This is a genomic window from Vibrio sp. 1S139 (assembly GCF_041439475.1).
Taxonomy (GTDB): domain Bacteria; phylum Pseudomonadota; class Gammaproteobacteria; order Enterobacterales; family Vibrionaceae; genus Vibrio; species Vibrio crassostreae_C.
Map to the genome: position 1 here is coordinate 1 of NZ_JBGOOD010000069.1, position 21700 is coordinate 21700.

The 21700-nt window shown below is 44.7% G+C and carries 21 protein-coding genes and 1 pseudogene; 16 read left to right on the plus strand and 6 right to left on the minus strand.

The genetic code is table 11. The features are described 5' to 3' along the window. Window positions 1–533: 533 nt before the first annotated feature. The 3 genes from ACED46_RS18330 to ACED46_RS18340 are packed head-to-tail and all read left to right on the plus strand — an operon-like array spanning window position 534 to window position 3256. Window positions 534–755 carry a FeoA family protein gene (locus ACED46_RS18330; protein ID WP_004734203.1) on the plus strand — a complete coding sequence of 74 codons (222 nt, stop codon included), beginning with the start codon at window positions 534–536 and terminating at the stop codon, window positions 753–755. Further along, window positions 756–3029, plus strand: coding sequence for a Fe(2+) transporter permease subunit FeoB (feoB, locus tag ACED46_RS18335; protein ID WP_371722109.1), 2274 nt, complete (start codon window positions 756–758; stop codon window positions 3027–3029). Further along, on the plus strand, window positions 3026–3256 hold the full coding sequence (locus tag ACED46_RS18340; protein WP_017061938.1) for a FeoC-like transcriptional regulator: 231 nt from the start codon (window positions 3026–3028) through the stop codon (window positions 3254–3256). Before feoB ends, ACED46_RS18340 begins: the two co-directional genes overlap by 4 nt. A 132-nt stretch (window positions 3257–3388) precedes the next feature. On the opposite strand, the gene ACED46_RS18345 is transcribed toward ACED46_RS18340, so the two are convergent. Both ACED46_RS18345 and argS read right to left on the minus strand, forming a co-directional pair. Continuing rightward, window positions 3389–3817, minus strand: a complete 429-nt coding sequence (locus tag ACED46_RS18345) for an HIT domain-containing protein (protein WP_371722110.1) — start codon at window positions 3815–3817, stop codon at window positions 3389–3391. A gap of 391 nt (window positions 3818–4208) precedes the next feature. Further along, on the minus strand, window positions 4209–5942 hold the full coding sequence (argS, locus tag ACED46_RS18350; protein WP_017070297.1) for an arginine--tRNA ligase: 1734 nt from the start codon (window positions 5940–5942) through the stop codon (window positions 4209–4211). Between the two features lie 347 nt (window positions 5943–6289). Here argS and ACED46_RS18355 point away from each other — a divergent pair, with 347 nt between their 5' ends. Next, a complete protein-coding gene (locus ACED46_RS18355) occupies window positions 6290–6886 on the plus strand; it encodes a VOC family protein (protein WP_371722111.1) in 597 nt (198 codons plus the stop codon). 315 nt (window positions 6887–7201) lie between these two features. On the opposite strand, the gene purU is transcribed toward ACED46_RS18355, so the two are convergent. Next, the gene (gene purU / locus ACED46_RS18360) at window positions 7202–8038 is read right to left on the minus strand and encodes a formyltetrahydrofolate deformylase (protein ID WP_371722112.1); all 837 of its coding nucleotides are present in this window, start codon (window positions 8036–8038) and stop codon (window positions 7202–7204) included. A gap of 301 nt (window positions 8039–8339) precedes the next feature. On the opposite strand from purU, the gene ACED46_RS18365 reads away from it, so the two are divergent. From ACED46_RS18365 to rnd, 8 genes are all read left to right on the plus strand, one after another. After that, window positions 8340–8540, plus strand: coding sequence for a hypothetical protein (locus tag ACED46_RS18365; RefSeq protein ID WP_017062381.1), 201 nt, complete (start codon window positions 8340–8342; stop codon window positions 8538–8540). A gap of 160 nt (window positions 8541–8700) precedes the next feature. Next, window positions 8701–10629: an ATP-dependent DNA helicase gene (locus tag ACED46_RS18370; RefSeq protein WP_371722113.1), complete on the plus strand. Its 1929-nt coding sequence runs from the start codon at window positions 8701–8703 to the stop codon at window positions 10627–10629. Window positions 10630–10688: 59 nt separating this feature from the next. After that, the gene (gene tsaB / locus ACED46_RS18375) at window positions 10689–11390 is read left to right on the plus strand and encodes a tRNA (adenosine(37)-N6)-threonylcarbamoyltransferase complex dimerization subunit type 1 TsaB (protein WP_171732101.1); all 702 of its coding nucleotides are present in this window, start codon (window positions 10689–10691) and stop codon (window positions 11388–11390) included. Between the two features lie 72 nt (window positions 11391–11462). Continuing rightward, window positions 11463–11768: a hypothetical protein gene (locus ACED46_RS18380; protein WP_017062378.1), complete on the plus strand. Its 306-nt coding sequence runs from the start codon at window positions 11463–11465 to the stop codon at window positions 11766–11768. 35 nt (window positions 11769–11803) lie between these two features. Next, window positions 11804–12364 carry a Slp family lipoprotein gene (locus ACED46_RS18385; protein WP_017067373.1) on the plus strand — a complete coding sequence of 187 codons (561 nt, stop codon included), beginning with the start codon at window positions 11804–11806 and terminating at the stop codon, window positions 12362–12364. A 48-nt stretch (window positions 12365–12412) separates the two neighbouring features. Further along, on the plus strand, window positions 12413–13264 hold the full coding sequence (locus ACED46_RS18390) for an alpha/beta fold hydrolase (protein WP_371722116.1): 852 nt from the start codon (window positions 12413–12415) through the stop codon (window positions 13262–13264). A 106-nt stretch (window positions 13265–13370) separates the two neighbouring features. After that, window positions 13371–15065 (plus strand): long-chain-fatty-acid--CoA ligase FadD, encoded by a 1695-nt coding sequence (gene fadD, locus ACED46_RS18395; RefSeq protein ID WP_371722114.1) that lies wholly within the window; start codon window positions 13371–13373, stop codon window positions 15063–15065. 143 nt (window positions 15066–15208) lie between these two features. After that, window positions 15209–16327 carry a ribonuclease D gene (gene rnd / locus ACED46_RS18400; RefSeq protein ID WP_017062374.1) on the plus strand — a complete coding sequence of 373 codons (1119 nt, stop codon included), beginning with the start codon at window positions 15209–15211 and terminating at the stop codon, window positions 16325–16327. 129 nt (window positions 16328–16456) lie between these two features. Here rnd and minE read toward each other — a convergent pair whose 3' ends face one another. Genes minE through minC form a run of 3 tightly spaced genes read right to left on the minus strand, consistent with a single transcriptional unit; the run spans window position 16457 to window position 18223 of the window. Continuing rightward, a complete protein-coding gene (minE, locus tag ACED46_RS18405; RefSeq protein ID WP_010436847.1) occupies window positions 16457–16720 on the minus strand; it encodes a cell division topological specificity factor MinE in 264 nt (87 codons plus the stop codon). Between the two features lie 6 nt (window positions 16721–16726). Then, window positions 16727–17539 (minus strand): septum site-determining protein MinD, encoded by an 813-nt coding sequence (gene minD, locus ACED46_RS18410; RefSeq protein ID WP_009848498.1) that lies wholly within the window; start codon window positions 17537–17539, stop codon window positions 16727–16729. Window positions 17540–17560: 21 nt separating this feature from the next. Continuing rightward, a complete protein-coding gene (gene minC / locus ACED46_RS18415) occupies window positions 17561–18223 on the minus strand; it encodes a septum site-determining protein MinC (RefSeq protein WP_017063419.1) in 663 nt (220 codons plus the stop codon). 219 nt (window positions 18224–18442) lie between these two features. On the opposite strand from minC, the gene ACED46_RS18420 reads away from it, so the two are divergent. The 4 genes and pseudogenes from ACED46_RS18420 to ACED46_RS18435 all read left to right on the plus strand — a co-directional run. After that, window positions 18443–18733, plus strand: coding sequence for a YcgL domain-containing protein (locus ACED46_RS18420; protein ID WP_371722115.1), 291 nt, complete (start codon window positions 18443–18445; stop codon window positions 18731–18733). Window positions 18734–18763: 30 nt separating this feature from the next. Next, window positions 18764–19762 (plus strand): lytic transglycosylase domain-containing protein, encoded by a 999-nt coding sequence (locus ACED46_RS18425; RefSeq protein WP_017062371.1) that lies wholly within the window; start codon window positions 18764–18766, stop codon window positions 19760–19762. 135 nt (window positions 19763–19897) lie between these two features. Beyond that, window positions 19898–20818, plus strand: coding sequence for a LysR family transcriptional regulator (locus ACED46_RS18430; RefSeq protein ID WP_017063421.1), 921 nt, complete (start codon window positions 19898–19900; stop codon window positions 20816–20818). Between the two features lie 204 nt (window positions 20819–21022). Further along, a pseudogene (locus ACED46_RS18435) lies at window positions 21023–21649 on the plus strand (Na+ dependent nucleoside transporter N-terminal domain-containing protein); the annotation flags it as partial. Window positions 21650–21700: the final 51 nt, after the last annotated feature.

Genomic DNA, 21700 nt, shown 5'->3' on the forward strand with positions numbered 1-21700 from the left:
GAGATACGAGATACGAGATACGAGATACGAGATACGAGATACGAGATACGAGATAAATGGGGAGTTTAAAAAGGTTGTTGGGATAAAACAAAGGGAAGAAAAAAATATCGTGGCATAGCCGGGGGGACTATACCACGGGTGCCAACGACACCTTCGCTTGCTGCCGGAGTGATATAGCAAAGCCATATCACCTCTGGAATAAAATTAAAGAGAAGTAGTTTCTCTTCGATGGAGTAACTATACGTCCAGCTACTTATTTTACTTATAAAATTAACGACAGATACCTATGAGAAAACCGACATTGTCTCAAGTGATTGATAATTAATGATTTATTTTTGTTTGGGAGGGTTTGTACTAGCGAGGTAGTTCTCGCTAGTTGTTGAAAGTAACGTTTTTGACGTAAACGTTTTTAACGAAACTTACGAGTATGTATTTTCGAAAACATTGATTTCACACAATAGAATTGTGGGCATGTATGTGTATCATGGCGCTAATAACAATCTTTCTCATTATCAGTCACGAATTGGGTACTTATGAAACTCTCACAATTAGAGCAAGGAAAGGCGGCTTCTATTGTTGCACTAACAGGTTTAACACCAGACGTAAGGAAGAAACTTATGGTCATGGGTATGTTGCCAAAAACCGAGGTGACGCTTATCCGCCGTGCACCTATGGGTGATCCGCTTCAAGTTGAAGTGAGAGGTGTTTCTATCGCCATTCGTGAAAGCATTGCAGAACAAATCGAGGTTATCTAAATGGATTATCAAGTTCTTACCGTTGGTAACCCGAATAGTGGTAAAACAACACTGTTCAACGCACTGACTGGTGCTAAGCAGCACGTTGGTAACTGGGTTGGTGTCACTGTTGAAAAGAAGACGGGTTTATACTCGCACGCTGGTGATCAGTTTCAACTAACGGATTTACCGGGTATCTACGCACTAGACAGTGGTAATGATGCGAACAGCATCGATGAGTCTATCGCGTCTCGCGCTGTTTTAACTCACCCAGCAGATGTGATCATCAATGTTGTCGACGCTAACTGTCTAGAACGAAGCTTATATATGACATTACAGCTGCGTGAGTTGGGTCGCCCAATGATCGTTGTGTTGAACAAAATGGATGTATTAAAGCGCGAACGTCAGGTGATTAACCTTAAAGCACTAGAGAAAGAGCTAGGTTGCCCAGTTCTAAGCTTGTCTGCAAACGATAAAGGTCAAGTGGTTCGCTTTAAAGAGCGTCTGCATAAACTGCTTGTTCAAGGTGTGAGCCTTGACCCTATCTCTATTGATTACGATGCCGCGTTAGAAGTTCTTATCCCTTCTGTTGAGTCACAATTTGATGATGCTGACGTATCTCACCGAGCGCTAGCGATTCGTGCTTTAGAAAATGATTACTTGGTATTGAATGGTTTAGCCCCACAAACTCGCACTCAAATTGATAGCGTGCGTCTTGGTGCCGATTTCGATATTGACCTTGCTGTTGCTGACGCTAAATACACTTTCTTACATGACCTTTGTAAACGTGTTCGTCGCAGCGAAGGCAAACTAAGCCGTAACTTTACAGAGAAAGCAGACCAATTCATTTTGAACAAATGGGTCGGTATTCCTTTCTTCTTCGTTATCATGTACCTAATGTTCATGTTCTCTATCAATATCGGTAGTGCGTTTATCGACTTCTTCGATATTGGTGTTGGAGCAATATTAGTTGATGGTGGACACCACTTATTAGATGGCCATTTACCAGTTTGGTTAGTCACTGTACTTGCTGATGGTATTGGCGGCGGTATCCAAACGGTTGCGACCTTTATTCCTGTTATCGCAGCGCTTTACCTATTCTTAGCGGTACTAGAAAGCTCAGGCTACATGGCTCGTGCTGCATTTGTACTTGATAAAGTGATGCAGAAGATTGGTTTACCGGGTAAAGCATTTGTCCCACTTGTACTGGGCTTTGGTTGTAACGTGCCTTCAATCATGGCAACTCGTACTCTTGACCAAGAGCGCGAACGTAAACTAGCAGCATCAATGGCGCCGTTTATGTCATGTGGTGCTCGTTTACCGGTATACGCACTGTTCGCGGCGGCGTTCTTCCCAGGTGCAGGACAAAACGTAGTATTCGCTCTGTACATCATGGGTATCGTTGCTTCTGTATTTACGGGTTTGTTCCTGAAAAACACGATCTACCCAGGTAGCAGTGATAGCTTAGTGATGGAAATGCCAGATTACGAATTGCCGACAGTGCAAAACGTAATGTTGAAAACTTGGCAGAAGCTGAAGCGTTTCGTACTTGGTGCAGGTAAAACAATCGTGATGGTTGTGGCTATTCTTAGCTTCCTAAACTCTCTAGGTATGGACGGCAGCTTTGGTAACGAAGATAGCGAAAACTCAGTACTGTCTAGAGCAGCTCAAGTTGTAACACCTGTATTCCAACCAATTGGTATTACTGAAGAGAACTGGCCTGCAACGGTTGGTATCATCACAGGTATTTTCGCTAAAGAAGCCGTTGTTGGTACATTAAATAGCCTATATACAACGCCTTCTGATGAAGAAGCAGCTGAGTTTGACTTAGCAGCAAGCCTGCAAGAAGCGGTAATGACGATCCCTGAAAACCTAGCCGGATTGAGCTACTCAGATCCATTAGGTATTGAAGTTGGCGACTTGTCTGACTCTAATTCTGTAGCAGCTGACCAAGAAGTCGATACCTCTATCTTTGGTAACTTGAAAGACAAGTTTGTATCTGGTCATGCGGCATTCGCTTACTTGATTCTTATCCTGCTTTACACGCCTTGTGTGGCCGCGATGGGTGCTTATGTTCGTGAATTTGGTCAGACGTTTGCACGCTTCATCGCGGTTTGGACGATGGCTCTTGGTTACTTTGGTGCGACTTTCTACTACCAAGCGGCAAACTTTGCTGCGCATCCTGTGACAAGTGCAGTATGGATGGTGGCGATTGCTGGTGGTTTTGTGGTGACGTATCGCGTCTTCAAGAAAGTGGGCAGTAAGCAGAAAGCACTAGAGGTGCAAGTAGTATGATTTTAACTGAACTTCATCAATACATTGATAGCCACGGCGTTGCGGCTCGTAAAGAGCTCGCTGCAAAGTTTGGCATGAGTGAAGATGGCGTCGATGCGATGCTGAGTGTTTGGGTCAAGAAAGGGAAAGTTTCTCGCTTGGTCGATACGAATAAGCATGGTCATACAACGCGTATTCGCTACACCATCAGCAAACAAGATGGTTTGTCGCTTAACGTGATGATGTAGTTCGGTCTTCAGACTCTCGTTGAAAAAGGCGAGATTAGAAAATGACAAAGCCGCTTATCTAAGATGAGCGGCTTTTTGTTATGTGTCTTTTCTGAAGTGTTTTGCTTTAAAGCTCAATGAGATGAACTCGAATTATGCTTTCTTGAAGATAGAGCTCAGTGACAGAACGTTTTGGATACGAGTCAGGATAGCGGCTTGATCTTCTTCACTGCGCTGTTCGCCTTTTGTATTACCCCATACTGGGCCGGGCCAAGCAATGTCGTCTTTGAAGCGTGCAATATGGTGGATGTGCAGTTGTGGCACCATATTACCCAGCGCACCAAGGTTCAATTTGTCTGGTTGGAACGTTGCTTCTAATGCTTGGTTTACCGCCTGAGATTCATGTAGGAACTGCTGTTGCTCTTTCATTGGTAAGTGGTGCAACTCTTTTAGGTTGGCACGTTTTGGTACCAAGATAACCCAAGGCACTGCGTTATCTTTGTGTAGCAGGGCTAAGCTCAGTGGAAATTCGCCGATAAGTGTGGTGTCTTTCGCAAGTTGCGGGTGAAGTTCGAAGCTCATGATCTTTCCAATTAATTGTTTTACATGAGTATAAGGTCGGAGTTTGAATGTGGCTAGGGCTTACGTTCTCAATAAGCAGATTCCCTATCACGTTCGTCCCTCACTGTAGGGAATGATGGTGAGAAGAGGGATAACGATTTGGTGTGGTTTGATGGCGCATCATTGATGTTGTCTTGGATTCACTACACCTATTCTCGTCATCTCCTAGAGCGACGAATGAGCGTAATAGGAGATCTCTTGCAGTGTAGGTTAGCTAATCGCTTAAATAATCGAGTAAACAAACCTCCAGACAAAAAAAAGGTTGACGCTTTCACGTCAACCTTTCTAATTTTCTCGAATCTCGAATCTCGAATCTCGAATCTCGAATCTCGAATCTCGAATCTCGAATCGCTTACATGCGCTCTAGAGTGTCGATACCTAGAAGCGATAGACCTTGCTTGATCGTCTTCGCTGTTAGTGCAGCAAGCTTCAGACGGCTCTGCTTAACAGCTTTGTCTTCAGCAACTAGGATAGGGCAAGCTTCGTAGAAGCTAGAGAATTGACCAGCTAGTTCGAATAGGTAGCTACACATGATGTGTGGTTGACCTTCACGAGCAACAGACTGTACTGCTTCTTCAAACTGTAGAAGTTTCGCGATAAGCGCTTTCTCTTTCTCTTCAGTGATTTTGATTTCACCTTCAAGCGAGTCCATAGAAATGCCAGCTTTAGCAAATACAGAAGCAACACGAGTGTATGCGTACTGCATGTATGGTGCTGTGTTGCCTTCGAATGCAAGCATGTTGTCCCAATCGAACACGTAGTCAGTAGTGCGGTGCTTAGAAAGGTCTGCGTACTTAACCGCTGCCATAGCAACAGTGTTCGCGATCGCTTTCTTCTCGTCTTCTGCTAGTTCTGGGTTCTTAGATTCGATTAGCTGCGCTGCACGAACTTCGGCTTCATCAAGAAGATCAGCAAGACGAACAGTACCGCCTGCACGAGTCTTGAATGGTTTACCGTCTTTACCTAGCATCATGCCGAATGCGTGGTGCTCAAGAGAAACAGATTCTGGGATGTAACCTGCTTTACGAACGATAGTCCAAGCTTGCATTAGGTGTTGGTGCTGACGTGAGTCGATGAAGTAAAGTACGCGGTCTGCGCCTAGTTCTTCAAAACGGTATTTTGCACAAGCGATATCAGTGGTTGTGTAAAGGAAGCCGCCGTCACGTTTCTGGATGATAACGCCCATTGGGTCGCCATCTTTGTTTTTGTATTCGTCTAGGAATACAACCTGTGCGCCGTCATCTTCTTTTGCAAGACCTTGCTCTTTTAGGTCAGCAACGATAGTTGGAAGCATGTGGTTGTACATGCTTTCGCCCATTACGTCATCACGCGTTAGAGACACGTTTAGGCGATCGTAGTTGCGTTGGTTTTGAATCATTGTTACGTCAACAAGCTTCTTCCACATCTCTGCGCAGAACTCGTCGCCGCTTTGTAGTTTAACAACGTAGCCACGTGCTTTAACTGCGAACTCTTCGTCTTCATCGTAAAGCTTTTTAGATTCACGGTAGAAGCCTTCAAGGTCAGCAAGTTCCATTGAAACTTCGCCAGACTCAGCCTGAACGCGCTCAAGGTTTGCGATAAGCATACCGAATTGAGTACCCCAGTCACCGATGTGGTTAGCGCGGATAACGTTGTGGCCTAGAAATTCTAGAGTACGAACTACTGCATCACCGATGATAGTTGAACGTAGGTGACCAACGTGCATTTCTTTAGCAACGTTTGGCGCAGAGTAATCCGCAACAATAGTTTGCGTTTCAGCAACGGCAACACCAAGGCGAGAGTCAGCCAATGCTGCGTCTGCTTGTTTGGCTAGGAAAGCTTCATCTAGGAAGATGTTTAGGAAACCCGGACCTGCGATTTCAACTTTAGACGCGATACCGTCTAGGTTTAGAACGTCCAATACTTTTTGAGCAAATTCTCGTGGGTTAGTGCCTAGTCGTTTAGCAACGCCCATAACGCCGTTTGCTTGGTAGTCACCAAACTGTGGTTTTGCAGATTGACGAACAGCCGCAGGAGAGCCTGCAGGTGCGCCAGCGGCTTCTAGAGCCTGAGATACTTTGTCATTAATAAGTGCTTGGATATTCACACGCGTTTCCTTCAATTCAAGGATGATAAGAGTGGCCGTTAATTCTTGGTCATTAAATTGGTTAATTATGCTTCTAGTTAACGATTTAATGCCAAAATCAGCAGCAGACTCTGTTTAAGTTCACAGAAATGGCGGTAATCATACCAATTTTGTGCGGTTTCTTATAGGTCGAATTGATAGAAAATTAACATTTCCTGAGTGGTTTTTGACAATCGACTTTTAGCAAGACGCGTTTGCATGTTTAAGGAGCGAAAAGAACATAGTTATTGAGTGTTTTTTGTAAAAGCAACGCTTGTTGCAAAAGGCAAAACTGATAACATGCAGCCATTATTTGGAGAACACAGACAATGATGATGAGCCTGAAGCAAGCTGAACTAGAACCACAACAAATGATCGCCCGCCTTGATACTTTTATGGCAAAAATCGAGAGCCTAGGAAATACATTAGGTTTGGATTTAAGCTTTGCTCAAGCGGATCATATTGCGCTGCGAATCAATGACACTGAGCTAGCGAAATCTGCCCATCAAGCGTGGTCTGAGTACGGCTCTACGATTTCTGATGCGATGATTAATGGTCGTCCAATTGTGGTGTTGGCTTTCGATGAACCCTTGCAAAGCCTTGGCTGGAAAATTGAATGTTTGGAGCTGCCATATCCAGCAGAAGGTAAGATTTACCCTAGCCAAGATTGGGAACATGTAGAGTTTGTGATTCCTTCTCATGCCCAAACAGCTGATGAGTATCTAGCGGATCTTAAAGAAACTTACCCGCAGTTCGCTGCTAACTTTGAAACGCTGGGTGAGCAAGGCGTTAAGATCAAACTCTCTAGCCCGAAAGGCGAGGGTGAACGCTTGAATAACCCAACAGTGGCTTTTAAACATCAAGGGATTTGCATCAAGCTGCATCCACACTCTTTGAAGAAGATTGTGGAATCAGAACAGGCTTAATTTGAATAGAGAGTTGCTAGGAAAGAGATTCCTGATCTCGCCTTGGCTCGTCGGAATGACGGGGTGTTCGATGAAATTTTCCAGAGTCTATCTTTGGATAGTGACAGACTGAGCGTTCGAGAGCGTATGTTAGAGCCTATAGCTCGAAGGTTCATCACCGAGTTCGTCATTCCCGATAGCGACGAAGGAGCGTAGTCGGGAATCTCTCAAAGCGAGTCTGATCATCAGATACAAAAAACGCGCGATGGGCTTTCCCTATTGCGCGTTTTTTATTGGGTTCTAACTGGAAGTCTTACCGGAAATCGAATATCCGATTTACAGAATTACAGTCTTGTTGCCGTAAACAAACACATGATCATTGATCACCTTGTTTAACGCCTTACTTAATACATTTTTCTCTACGTCACGACCGGCTTGTGCCATATCTTTCGCGCTGAAGTTGTGATCCACAGGGATAACATCTTGCTTGATGATTGGACCTTCATCCAAATCATTCGTCACAAAGTGTGCCGTTGCGCCAATGATCTTCACGCCGCGCTCATACGCTTGTTGGTATGGCTTCGCGCCAATAAATGCTGGTAAGAAGCTGTGGTGGATATTGATGATCTTGTGGTGGTATTTTTCAACAAAACCTGGTGTCAGCACTCGCATGTACTTAGCCAAAACAAGGTAATCCGCCTCGTACTGGTGGTCAATCACTTCTAGCATCTTCTTCTCATGTTCTTCACGGTTTAGCCCTTCGTGAGAAACATGGTGGTAAGGGATGTCAAAACGCTCGGTTAGGCTTTGTAGAATGTCGTAGTTACCGACAACGGCCGCAATTTCAACGTCTAAGCTGCCATCGAAGTTCTTCATTAGAATGTCGCCAAGGCAGTGTGCTTCCTTGGTCACGAGTATCACAACACGCTTGCGAGACGAATCAACAAGCTTACGTTTCGTATTTGGTGGCAGGGCTTGATCTAAATCGGCAAGTAAGGTTTCGTCATTGAAATACCCTTCAAGCTCGGTGCGCATAAAGAAGTGGCCACTTGTGTTATCTACGAACTCATTGTTGTGAATAATATTGAGTTGGTGCTTATAACAAATATTGGTGATCTTAGAGATGAGGCCGGGGGCATCAGTACAATGTGTTAGTAAAGTTTTTCTTTCCATTTGCATCTTACTTCCATGAAATGTTGCACTTATTATATGAAATCGGGATTCTTCAAATTTAATGCAGGCCGTCGAACGGTGAACTGAGCCGCAATATCACCGTTATAATTAATCTATTATCAAGTTGGTTTCAACAAATTCTGCTGCTCATTTATCGCTTTGATAAATTGTTTGATATAGAAATATCAGTTTTTAGATAGAAAAACAGGCAGAAGCTTCATTTTTAAAAGTTTTGACCGTAGTACGCATTTGAACTTCAACCGAGGCATTTACGCCTTGGCCAAAAATAGAGGTGATACTTATGGATAAAGAGTTACTAGCCAAAAAACTGTACTGCAAGCGAGTGAATTCATTGGCGAGAGGTACCGAATTAGATGGTCATGTTCTAGATGAAATGTGGGAAAGTAAGACCTCACCAACCGATGCAGCGAAAGCCATACAGCCTGGTGATAACCATTTTGAAGGTGCTCCTTGGCTATCACGTTATCTCAGTCGAAAATAAAAACGATTCTCTAATTCCTACTTCTTCAATTCTTACCTTCAAGGTAACTTAAGCCACGTCAAGCCAAACCAAACACCTCCGGTGCGAAGTCATTCTTGATTCGCGCCGGCTCACTAAACCTGCCATAATTCTCCTTCTCTTTTTCTAAACTTCGTACTCTATGATATCTAAAACGTTTTCTGCTGATGGCGCTCTGGGCAAAGCTATCCCTGGGTTTCAACCAAGACAAGCTCAGTTAGACATGGCTGAAGCGGTTTCACAAGCTATTGAAAATCAAAGCCAGTTGGTTGTTGAGGCTGGAACAGGTACTGGTAAGACGTTTGCTTACCTAGTGCCTGCGCTGCTTAGTGGCAAGAAAACCATCATTAGTACGGGGTCTAAAAACCTTCAAGAACAGCTGTTTCACCGAGATTTACCCTTGATGGTCGATGCGCTTGGCTTTTATGGTCAAGTTGCGTTGCTCAAAGGACGTTCAAACTATTTGTGTTTGGACAGACTCAGCCGCCAAATGATCGAGAGTCATGGTGCTCATACCGATCCAACGCTGCTGGCTCAGTTAGTCAAAGTTCGTAGTTGGTCGTCATCCACTCAAACGGGTGATTTAGGCGATTGTGATGATATCGCTGAAGACAGCCCGGTTATTCCAACCATTACCTCGACCAATGATAATTGCTTGGGTAAAGAGTGCCCAAGCTATACCGATTGCTTTGTGCTTAAAGCGCGTAAAAAAGCGATGGATTCCGATGTGGTGGTCGTAAACCACCACCTTTTCCTAGCTGATTTGGCGATCAAAGAAACCGGATTTGGCGAATTGATACCTGAAGCTGACGTGTTTATTTTCGATGAAGCACATCAACTTCCTGACATCGCCAGCCAGTACTTCGGACAATCGGTTTCCAGTCGACAGATCCAAGAGTTAGCCAAAGACATTGAAATTGCTTACCGAACTGAAGCCAAAGACATGCGTCAGCTACAGAAAGTAGGGGATAGGCTCGTTCAATCGTCAGCCGATCTGCGTATTGTGCTTGGTGATACCGGCTTTCGTGGTAACTGGCGCGAAGCTTTGAAATCCGAGTCGATTGCACGCGAGTTAGTTCGTTTGCAAGATGCTCTGCAACTTGCTGTTGATGTATTGAAGTTAGCACTTGGGCGAAGCCAGCTGTTAGATACCGCTTTCGAACGCGCAAATATGATTAAGTCGCGTATCAAACGTGTGTGCGATGTGTCGATCACTGGCTATTCGTATTGGTATGACACTACACCGCGCCACTTTGCTCTGCATATCACACCGCTTTCTGTCGCCGATAAATTCCACGAACAGATTGAGCTGAAGCCGGGCGCATGGGTGTTTACCTCAGCAACCTTGGCGGTGTCGGATGATTTCGAACACTTTACTTCTCGATTAGGGTTAAAACCGTCGGCACAGTTTTCACTGCCGAGCCCGTTTGATTATCCGAATCAAGCGCGCTTGTGTGTGCCTCGTTATCTTCCAGAACCGAATAGCCCCGGTCTCGCGGATAAGCTAGTAAGAATGCTGACTCCTGTGATTGAGCAAAACCAAGGTCGCTGTTTCTTCTTGTGCACCTCACACAGCATGATGAAAGAGTTGGGGGAGCGATTCCGTGAAACGCTCTCGGTTCCCGTTCTGCTACAAGGTGAGACAAGTAAGCAAAAAACCTTAGCCGAATTCATGGAATTAGGTAACGCATTGCTGGTGGCCACTGGCGCCTTCTGGGAAGGTATAGATGTTAGGGGCGACGCATTAAGCTGTGTTATCATCGATAAATTGCCCTTTACCGCCCCAGACGACCCGTTACTTAAGGCTCGAATCGAGGACTGTAAGCTGAAAGGGGGTGATCCTTTTGCACAAGTACAGTTACCAGACGCAGTGATTACCTTGAAACAAGGTGTTGGCCGATTAATACGTGATAAACGTGATAATGGCGCTTTAATTATTTGCGATAACCGCTTGGTGACCCGCGATTACGGTGGTGTGTTTTTGGCGAGTTTACCGCCTATCCCACGTACCCGTGACTTAGGGATCATTAAAGAATTCTTAGCTAAAGACCATTCAACCGCTGCTGAGTAATTGGCATTGTTGAGTTTAGCCATTATTTTTAGATTAGATAACGAATATTTGAGACACGAATGAGCGCGAAAATTCTTGCAGTAGATACCGCAACTGAAAACTGTTCAGTTGCACTAGTAATGGGTGACCAGGTGTTCGCACGTAGCGAAGAGGCTCCTCGAGACCATACGAAAAAAATTCTACCTATGGTTGATGAAGTACTGAAAGAAGCGAATGTCGCTTTAACCGATATTGACGCAATCGCGTTTGGCCAAGGCCCAGGCAGTTTCACGGGTGTGCGTATTGGTATCGGTATTGCTCAAGGCTTGGCTTTTGGTGCGGATTTACCAATGATTGGTGTCTCTACACTGGCAGCGATGGCGCAAGGCAGCTACCGTAAATTTGGTGAAACTCATGTAGCAACAGCGATTGATGCGCGTATGAGCGAAGTGTACTGGGCTCGTTACAGCCGCGAACAAGATGGTCGTTGGACTGCGGTTGATGCCGAATGTGTAACGCCACCAAGTGAACTGGCTGCGCAGTTAGAAGCAGATTCTGAAATATGGGCGAAAGTCGGTACCGGCTGGGAAGCTTATGCCGAGCATATGGATACACTTGCGATCAACACCAAAGCGTGTGAAGTGCTATTCCCAGAAGCTCAAGATATGGCGTTCCTTGCTCAATTTGCTTACGCAGAAGGTAAAGCGGTTGCAGCAGAAGAATCTGAGCCAGTTTATCTTCGTGACAAAGTGACTTGGAAGAAACTGCCAGGTCGCGAATAATTTTTACAAGGTTCTGATGCAAATTAGGTCTAAATGCGTATTATTTAGATTTGAGAGGGCAGATATTTAGTCATGGTATCAATTAACAACTTACCTCCTTCTTCGATAGGCAGCACGTCTAAGCCGAATCGAATTAAAAAGAAGGAGCAGGCAAAAAAATCTGATGCTAGCACTGCGGTTGGGCAACCGACTAAGGTCGCTAATGCTGTTTCTCACTCTATTCGTCAAGTTAAAGAGTCTGAACTACACAAGGCTCAAATCCAGTATGATCTTCCAGAAGGCCGAGGACGTAAGGCTATGGAAGAGTATATGGATGTAATGAATCAGGCGAAGAAAGAAGAACTTGCAAAGCTTATCGGTGTCGATATCTACATCTAGAGCTTCTTATTAATGCCTGTTTAAGGACCAGAACCATGTCAAATTATCTCTCTAAATTACGCTTAATAGCCCTTTCTCTTGGTGTCTTGGTACTTGCCGGGTGTTCATCACTTCCTAGCGAACTTGAAGCAAAATCAGAGCCTGTAATTAGTGATTACCAACAGTGGGTCGACCAACTACCGGAGGCGAAAAGTGTTCGATTGGGTGGCGTTATCTCTAAAGTAACCAACTTGAAAGATAAGACTCGAATCGAAGTTGCTAATATGCCGATTTCGAGTAGCGGTAAGCCAGACCTAGACGCAGAGCCAAGCGGACGTTTTGTTGGTTATATTGAAGGGTATGTTGAGCCTCTAAGTTTTGCAGAAGGCCGTCTGATTACACTGGTTGGTCAGTCAAGCGGAAGTGAAGATGGAAAAATAGGGGAATACCCTTACATCTTCCCTGTGATGAAAGTGGACAACCAACGACTGTGGAACATCACTGAGCGTGTTGTTGTTAACGATTTTGCACCAACCTACTACTCGTGCAGAAGTTTACATTGTCGCAGTTTTCAAACGATGCCAAGACAAGGTCGAGTGATACAGGACGTAGAGTAATTAACTTTTTAGACGTTGATTGCGCAAACAGATGGAACTAAGTGTTTGATGATTGAAAAGTCATACTCCCTTGCGAGCGGGACGCTTGCAACACAACAGATTGGCAACCCACAAACGACCGCAACGACGGTCGTTTTTATTCATGGATGGTTGGATAATTCGTCCAGCTTTAATCCGGTTATGCAGCAAGTCGCCAAGTTTGCGCCCAATGCTCACCTTGTTGCTATCGATCTCTTCGGACACGGCTTCTCGTCGCACAAATCGGGAAGTTACTACCCATTTCATGATTATATTGATGACTTGCATCAGTTGGTGACTAAATTATCGCCAAACAGACTGGTACTGGTAGGACATTCACTTGGTGCATTGATCGCAAGTTGCTATAGTGCCGCCTTTCCTGAAAAGGTGTCAGGATTAATTCAAATTGAAGGTCACGGACCTCTTTCAGAAGCTCCCCAAGAAACGGTTTCTCGCTTGAGAGATGGGGTACTCAGTCGTTTTCGACAGCGAAGAAAGCCTTCACGTCCTCTGGCAAGCCTTGAGGATGCTATTAAGCTGAGAGCTCACGCCAATCAAATCAATGCTGAATTAATTGCTCCTATTGTCGAGCGAGGAATTGTCGAGTTAGATAACTCTTGGCAATGGCGATGCGACCCTAACCTAAAATGTGACTCGTTATATCGAATGTCACAGGCGCACGCTGAAGCGATCATGGCGGCTATTGAATGCCCTCAATTAATAGTTTTAGGAAATGATGGATTCCGACATTTGCAGCATAATCGCTACAAATCAGCCCATAGTCCTCTAAATATAGAGACTGTTCCTGGTGGACATCATTGTCATTTAGAGAGCCCAGAGCTAGTTTCAGAGCTAATTCTTGGTGTAGTTAACAAAATTTAAACAAGTGTTTGAGCCTTTTAGTGCTCATGCACTAAAGCTGTGCTGTAATACCGCAATGATAAAAAGCGGCGAAGCAGTCGTCAGCTGATAAACGAGGAGTAACATCGTGGATAAACCTTGGCTTTCACGTTATCCAAGTGACGTACCAGAAACGATCAACCCAGATCAGTACCCATCTCTTGTAGAAATGTTTGAACAGTCGGTACAGAAGTACGCGGACCAACCTGCATTCGAGAACATGGGCTCGATTATGACATTCCGTAAGCTTGAAGAGCGCAGCCGTGCTTTTGCCGCTTACCTACAGAATGACTTGAAACTGAAGAAGGGCGATCGCGTCGCGCTAATGATGCCAAACCTACTGCAATACCCAATTGCACTATTTGGTGTATTGCGTGCAGGTATGATTGCAGTGAACGTCAACCCACTGTACACACCTCGTGAGCTTGAACATCAACTGAACGATTCTGGTGCAAAGGCGATTGTTATCGTATCTAACTTTGCGAGCACGCTAGAGAAAGTCGTTGATAACACGCCGGTTAAACACGTTGTTCTAACTAGCCTAGGGCAAATGCTGCCACGCGCGAAAGGGACAATTGTCGACTTTGTAGTGAAATACGTAAAAGGCATGGTGCCTAAGTATGATCTGCCGGGTGCTATCTCATTCAGAAAAGCGCTGCACAAAGGTCGTCGTCTTCAATATGTGAAACCGTTCATGGCGGGTGATGACATCGCGTTCCTACAGTACACTGGTGGTACAACAGGTGTAGCGAAGGGCGCAATCCTAACGCACCGCAATATGATTGCGAACGTACTTCAAGCGAAAGGGGCTTACGGTCCTGTTCTGCAAGAAGGCCGCGAGTTGGTTGTAACGGCATTACCGCTTTACCACGTATTTGCACTGACGGTGAACTGCTTACTGTTTGTTGAGATGGGTGGTCGTAACCTTCTAATTACTAACCCTCGTGACATTCCTGGCTTTATTAAAGAGCTGCAAAAGGTTCCGTTTACCGCAATTACCGGCGTAAACACCTTGTTTAATGCGCTAGTTAATAACGAAGATTTCCACGAGTTGGATTTCAGTAACCTACGCCTATCTGTTGGCGGCGGCATGGCGGTTCAACGCGCTGTTGCTGAGCAATGGAAGAAAGTGACAGGCATTCACCTATTGGAAGGCTATGGCTTAACTGAGTGTTCACCACTGGTAACGGGTAACCCATACGACCTGAAAGACTACACAGGTGCTATCGGCCTACCAGTACCATCGACAGAAGTTCGTATTGTTGATGATGAAGGTAAGGTTATTGCTAATGACCAAGTAGGCGAGCTACAAGTTCGTGGCCCTCAAGTGATGCAAGGTTACTGGCAGCGCCCTGAAGCGACCAAAGAAGTGATCGATCAAGACGGTTGGTTATCGACAGGTGACATCGTTAAGTTTGATGACGAAGGCTTGTTGTACATCGTTGACCGTAAGAAGGACATGATTCTTGTATCAGGCTTCAACGTCTACCCGAACGAGATTGAAGACGTTGTGGCTCTGCATGGTAAAGTGCTTGAAGTAGCAGCTATCGGTCAACCTCATGAAGTGTCTGGTGAATTGGTTAAGATCTACGTTGTGAAGCGTGACCCTAGCCTGACCAAAGAAGACATTATCGCGCACTGTCGTGAGCACTTAACGGGTTACAAAATCCCTAAATTAGTCGAGTTCAGAGATGATCTTCCAAAGACTAACGTAGGTAAGATCTTACGCCGCGTACTGCGTGAAGAAAACGATGCAGAACTTGCGAAACGCGCTAGCGAATAATTAGCCCGTTTGCGCGAAAGTACTGCACCAAAACCATTGAGGCGCTTAATCTAAGCGAGCGCTGAAAAATGGTGTTAGAATGCCGACAGTTAATGTCGGCATTTTTGTATCCGGCGATCAAATAGAAACCTGTGAGAGTTTTTGTGGATTATCAAATCATTACCCAATTGAAAGACCTTGAGCGAGTTTGCCAACAAGCACGTGAAGCCGATGTCGTTATGCTTGATACGGAGTTCGTTCGTACTAGAACCTATTACCCTCAATTAGGCTTGATTCAGTTATTTGATGGTGAAACGCTGTCACTGATTGACCCTATTGCTCTTGATGACATGACACCGTTCGTTACCTTGTTGAAAGACGCATCAGTATTGAAAGTGCTGCACGCGTGCGGTGAAGATTTGGAAGTGTTCCAGAACGCATTTGGCTGTACACCAACACCAATGGTTGATACACAGATCATGGCGGCTTTCTTAGGTCATGGTTTATCAACGGGCTTTGCTGCTCTGGTTTCAGAGTTTGTCGGTGTCGATCTCGATAAGAGTGAATCTCGCACAGACTGGCTAGCGCGTCCGCTTTCTCAAAAACAATTGGACTACGCAGCAGCAGACGTGCATTACCTAATGCCAATGTACAACAAGCTTCTAGAAAAAGTGATGGAAGCTGGCTGGTGGGAAGCGGCTCAGCAAGAGTCTGATTTACAAGTTGCCAAGCGCATTCGTAAAGTAAACCCAGATACAGCCTACCTTGATATTAAAGGGGCGTGGCAGCTTAAACCTAAGCAATTAGCGATCTTACGACCTCTAGCAACTTGGCGTCTAAAAGAAGCAATCAAGCGCGATTTAGCGCTGAACTTTGTCTTCAAAGAACAAGACCTATGGGCTGTGGCGCGTTTTGCGATGAAAGATCCCAAGCACATGGAGCAAGAGGGTTTTGATTACCGCTCTGTGCGTCGCCATGGTGCGAAGATCAGCTCAATCGTAAAGTTAGCGGAACATACACCAGAAGAAGAGTACCCAGCACCAGTAGAACGTCTAATGGACTTCCCTGGCTACAAGCAACTCTTCAAAGTGCTGAAAGATGAAGTGAAAACAGCATCACAACACAGTGGTTTGGCGACGGAATTCTTGGCATCGAAGAAGCAACTTAACCAAATGTTAAGCTGGGTGTGGAAGCACGATCGTAACCCAGAAAAGCTGCCTGATGTTATGCAAGGCTGGCGTTTAGATGTGGTTGGCGAAAAGCTGAGTAAAGCGATCAAATAACCGCTTGCTGCTTTAAAGCCTAACTTAGTTACAGTTATAAACTGCACATACAAAAAAGAGAGCCTAGGCTCTCTTTTTTATTCAATCAATACAAGCAAGTGTATTACCTGCCAATCTTGTTCAGAAAGATTATCGATCTTCTTCTGGAAGCTTAACATTCAACTCTAACACTGAGATGTCGTCATCTTTGTGTTCAAAAGTCAGATCAACCATTGATGGATCGACCTCAACGTACTTGGCAATACACTTCAAGATGTCTTCTTTTAGTTGCGGCAGGTAAGACGGCGCTGGGTCGTCATGGCTGCGTCGTTCGGCAACAATGATCTGCAAACGTTCTTTGGCTAGGTTTGCGGTTGTCTTTTTCTGTGGTCTAAAAAACTCTAATAATGACATTGTGCATTAGCCCCCGAACAGTCGTTTGAAGATGCCTTTCTTCTGTTCCGTTAAGAAGCGGAAGTCAACTTGGCTACCCAGTAGTCGCTCTACAGTATCATTGTAAGCCATACCTGCGTCGGTTGCTTCGTCAAAGATAACTGGAACACCCTTGTTCGATGCGTTCAGTACCGCTTGGCTCTCTGGAATTACACCCAGTAGAGAGATGTGCAGGATTTCTTCAACGTCTTCAACACTGAGCATCTCACCTTGAGTTACACGTGCTGGGTTGTAGCGAGTCAATAGAAGGTGTGTTTTCACTGGCTCTAAGCCGTCTTCAGAACGACGAGATTTAGAGTCAAGAATACCTAGAATACGGTCTGAATCGCGTACTGAAGAGACTTCTGGGTTGGTGGTTACAATCGCTTCATCAGCGAAGTACAACGCCATAAGAGCGCCTTGTTCGATACCCGCAGGAGAATCACAGATGATGAAATCAAAGCCCATTTCATCCAGTTCATCAAATACACGACGAACACCATCTTTTGTTAGTGCGTCTTTATCACGAGTTTGAGAAGCAGGAAGAATGAACAGGTTCTCTGTGCGCTTGTCTTTGATCATCGCTTGGTTCAGCGTCGCTTCACCATTGATAACATTAACGAAGTCGTACACAACACGACGCTCACAACCCATAATTAAATCTAGGTTACGCAGACCGATATCAAAGTCGATAACTGCGGTTTTCTTTCCTTTTAAAGCCAGACCCGAGGCAATAGCTGCACTGGAGGTCGTTTTGCCTACCCCGCCTTTACCTGACGTTACAACGATAATGCGTGCCATTCTGTTTTCCTTTTATTTCTCTTATATTGCGAGGACATCAACGTGTAATACATCGTTTGCCATACTGAACATGGTTTTTTTCTGCCAGTACTCGCTTTCAATTTGATCGCTGAGCCAGTAATTTCCAGCAATGGAAACCAGCTCGGCTTGTAAGTCATTACAAATTATTTTTGCTTCAGTTTGACCACTTGCACCTGCAATCGCACGGCCGCGTAAAGTGCCATGAATATGGATGCTGCCATCGGCAATCACTTCCGCGCCTGCACTCACATGGCTGAGTATCAATAGATCGCCATCTTTCGCATAAACCTGCTGACCAGAACGAATAGGGGTTCTAATCACTTTGATTGGTGCCATTTTCGCTGGAGCTTGAGATGGCGACTTGCTTGCCGTCATCACTGCAAAACCGGCTTCTTTAGCGAGGTTTTGCATTCGCTTATCAGAACAGCCTGCCACACCAACCGGGATCATGCCCGCTTGAGATATACCATTTTTAAGTTGCACAAAATCGATATCGCCCGCGACTTTACTGATGTTGATAACAACAGGTGCGGCAGCGAAAAACGTAGGTGCTTGGTCTACTTTCTCTTGAAGAAAAGAGACTGCATTTTCGACTTGATCATCGGATAAGTGCAAAACAGATAGCGTAAAGCTGCTACCTTTTAGATCTGGGTTACTAGACATCGAAAAACTACAGGACCTCAATAGCGGATTAGTACAATTTCTTTATCAATAAAATAAAGGGCATTGCCTGAAACTAAGTTTATCATGTTATATTCCCAAACCAAGCACAGCAAGTAATCTTGTTGTCAAATGGACGTTTTGTTCCCAATATTTCCCTAACATAAACTATTGATCTCGCAAGTGAGAGTTTTGTAGTCATAATCAATTAAAAGGTTTGTCATGCTGTGTTCTATATATAAAAGCTCAAAGAAAGAAGGAACATACCTTTATATCCCTAAGAAGGATGATTTTTCACAAGTTCCTGACGCATTGATGCAAATGTTTGGTAAACTTAGTTTTGTAATGGTAATTAAAATGGATGGCCGTAAACTGGCTCAAGTAAACATCGAAAAAGTGAAAGAATCACTGAATACCGATGGTTTCTTTTTACAGGTTCCGCCACCACCAGTTAACGAACTTGAGCTTCATAAAGAGCGTAAAGCTCAACAGAAATCTCAAGACGAAGAGTGATAGCCACCTCAATTCAAGGAGGAGTGATCGTTGAGTAAATTTTCGAAAACCATATTGGCTGTGTCGGCATTACTATTGGGTAATAGCCTGACCATAAGTTCAGTACAAGCTGAAGAACTGAGCTTCGAGCAATATGTAGAAAAACTAAAACAACAAGGCCGTGAAGAAGGCATCTCTGAAGCGATCATTGATGAAGCCTTTGATGGTGTAACGTTTAAGCCAAGAGCGGTAAAAGCCGACAAAAACCAACCTGAGAAAAAACTGACTCTGGATGAATACATTCCACGAGCGGTTCCAGATTGGAAAGTGAAGCAAGCAAGGTCACTCTACAAGGAGCATTACACCGCGTTAAAGCGTATTGGTGATGAATATGGTGTTCAACCAAGATTCATTGTCGCGCTATGGGGCGTTGAGAGTAATTTTGGTAAGTTCACGGGCAATTACAGCGTTATCGACGCCCTAACGACCATGGCTTATGAAGGACGCCGAGAAGCTTTCTTCCGTAGCGAAGCGATGGCGGCATTGAAGATTCTTGATCAAGGCCATATTGCACCAAAAGAGATGAAAGGCTCTTGGGCTGGTGCGATGGGTCAACCTCAGTTTATGCCAAGCTCATTCTTAGCTTACGCCGCTGATGGCAGTGGTGATGGCAAGAAAGACATTTGGGGCACTGAAGAAGACGTATTTGCTTCGGCGGCCAATTATCTCAGCCAATCAGGGTGGGATGACAAATATACTTGGGGTCGTCAGGTTCATGTTCCGTCAACTGTGTCGATCGATTTACAAGGTCGAGACGAAGACAAAGCGAAATACTTAAAAGAGTGGTCTGAACTCGGTATTAAACGCTATGACGATCGCCCACTGCCAACACTTGATGAAGACATTAAAGCTTGGTTAATCATGCCGGATGATGAAACCGGACGTTCGTACCTCATTTATAACAACTACAATGTGTTAATGAAGTGGAATCGTTCTTACTACTTTGCTTTGGCAGTAAGCCACCTAGCCGACAGAATTAAGTTTGATTAACAGACCTAAGTCGCTTTGAATAGCATTTGGCCTATCATAGGCAGAACGAACTAAAGGACTCTTCGGAGTCCTTTTTGATTTTATATTTCAGAGATTTAATAAGGTGATCTTGTGCTAACAGATAGAGCTGCACAGATGGTGATATTCCATGCGCTGATCAAGCACGAAGGCTTTACCAGTGCAGCAAAAAGCTTGAACGTTTCGGTGTCTCATATCAGTAAGCAAGTCGCTTTGCTTGAAGACTCAATCGGCATCAAGTTGGTACAACGAACCACACGAAGCCTCACGCTGACTGAAGCGGGAGACGTGTTCTATCAACATTGTGAGCAGCTGTTTAACACGGTGAAAGCAGCTCAGATGGATATGGATAGCCAGCGCGATGATATCTCTGGAATACTACGCGTCGGTTTGTCGCAGTCATTTGGCACACTCCATATCATTCCGGCGATTGATCAACTCAGACAGCTTTATCCTCAGTTGAGAATCGAGGTCCACTTGTTCGACTATAAGGTGGACATGATTGAAGAGCGCTTGGATCTCTGGATCACCAACAATGAAGATTTGCCTGAAGGTTACATTGCGCAGCGATTAGCCGACAGTCAGTTTGTGGTGGCTGCGTCACCGGATTATCTGATTAAGGCTGGGACGCCACATGTACCTTCCGATTTGATTGACCATAACTGTCTTATCTATCGCAGCCGTGAACGAGATTACACATCGTGGGCGTTTGATAACGGGCAAGAAAACCTCAGCGTCAAAGTCGCGGGCGATTACTCAGTCGATTTGGCTGAGGCAGTACGAGACGCGGCAGTATCAGGGTGGGGCGTTGCTTATTTGGCGACTTACTTAGTGAAAGAAGAGTTTAGAACGGGCAAGCTCATTCAAGTATTGCCAGAGTGGAGAGCCAGTCAGCTGATGCCATTTTATGCCGTTTACCCAAGCCGAAAGAACATGCCTAAGAAGCTTTCAGCTGTGATTGAGTTCATCAAAGATCATATTGGGTCGCCGACGTATTGGGACAAAAACCTCAAAACTTGCGTTGAACTGCATCGTTAACTGTTTCCTAATCTATAAATATAATTTCCACATGGAAAAGTACGCTTTTTAATCAAAGTTAATTATTAAAATTCAATAACTTAATTATACTCATAGTTATATCGTGATTACCCCAACATCACTTTAACAACCTCAGCTTGCCGCAAACGATTTCCTCTATAGAATGCGTCGCCTTTCCTATCTACAACTTTTAGGTTGACGCACATGGCTTCGCTACTTGGAATTATCACTATTTTAGTTGCCGCTTGGTTACTATCTACGGACAGAAAAAATATTCCACTAAGAACAGTCTCTTTGGCTTTCTTATTACAAATCTCATTCGCGCTGTTGGTTCTGTATGTACCAATGGGTAAAGAAGCGTTGAATGCAGCCACAGGTGCGGTATCTAGCTTGATCAACTACGGTCAAGAGGGGATTAACTTCCTATTTGGTGGCCTAACGAATAACGGATTTGTTTTCGCGATTAACGTTCTAGGCATCATTATCTTTTTCTCTGCACTGATCTCTGGTTTGTACCACATCGGCTTTATGCCAAAGGTGATCAACCTTATCGGTGGCGCACTACAAAAGTTCTTGGGCACAGGTCGTGCGGAGTCACTGTCTGCGACTGCCAATATCTTTGTCGGCATGATTGAAGCGCCATTGGTGGTTAAGCCTTACTTAAAACACATGACAGATTCACAACTGTTTGCTGTGATGGTGTGTGGTTTGGCGTCTGTAGCTGGTGGTACGCTAGTGGGTTATGCATCGCTTGGCGTTGACCTAAACTTCCTGATCGCTGCGGCATTCATGTCTGCACCAGCCGGCCTATTGATGGCTAAAATCTTAGTGAGCTATTGTCAAATGTGGTGTATGGAGATCATGCAGTAGCCTGTTGATGAG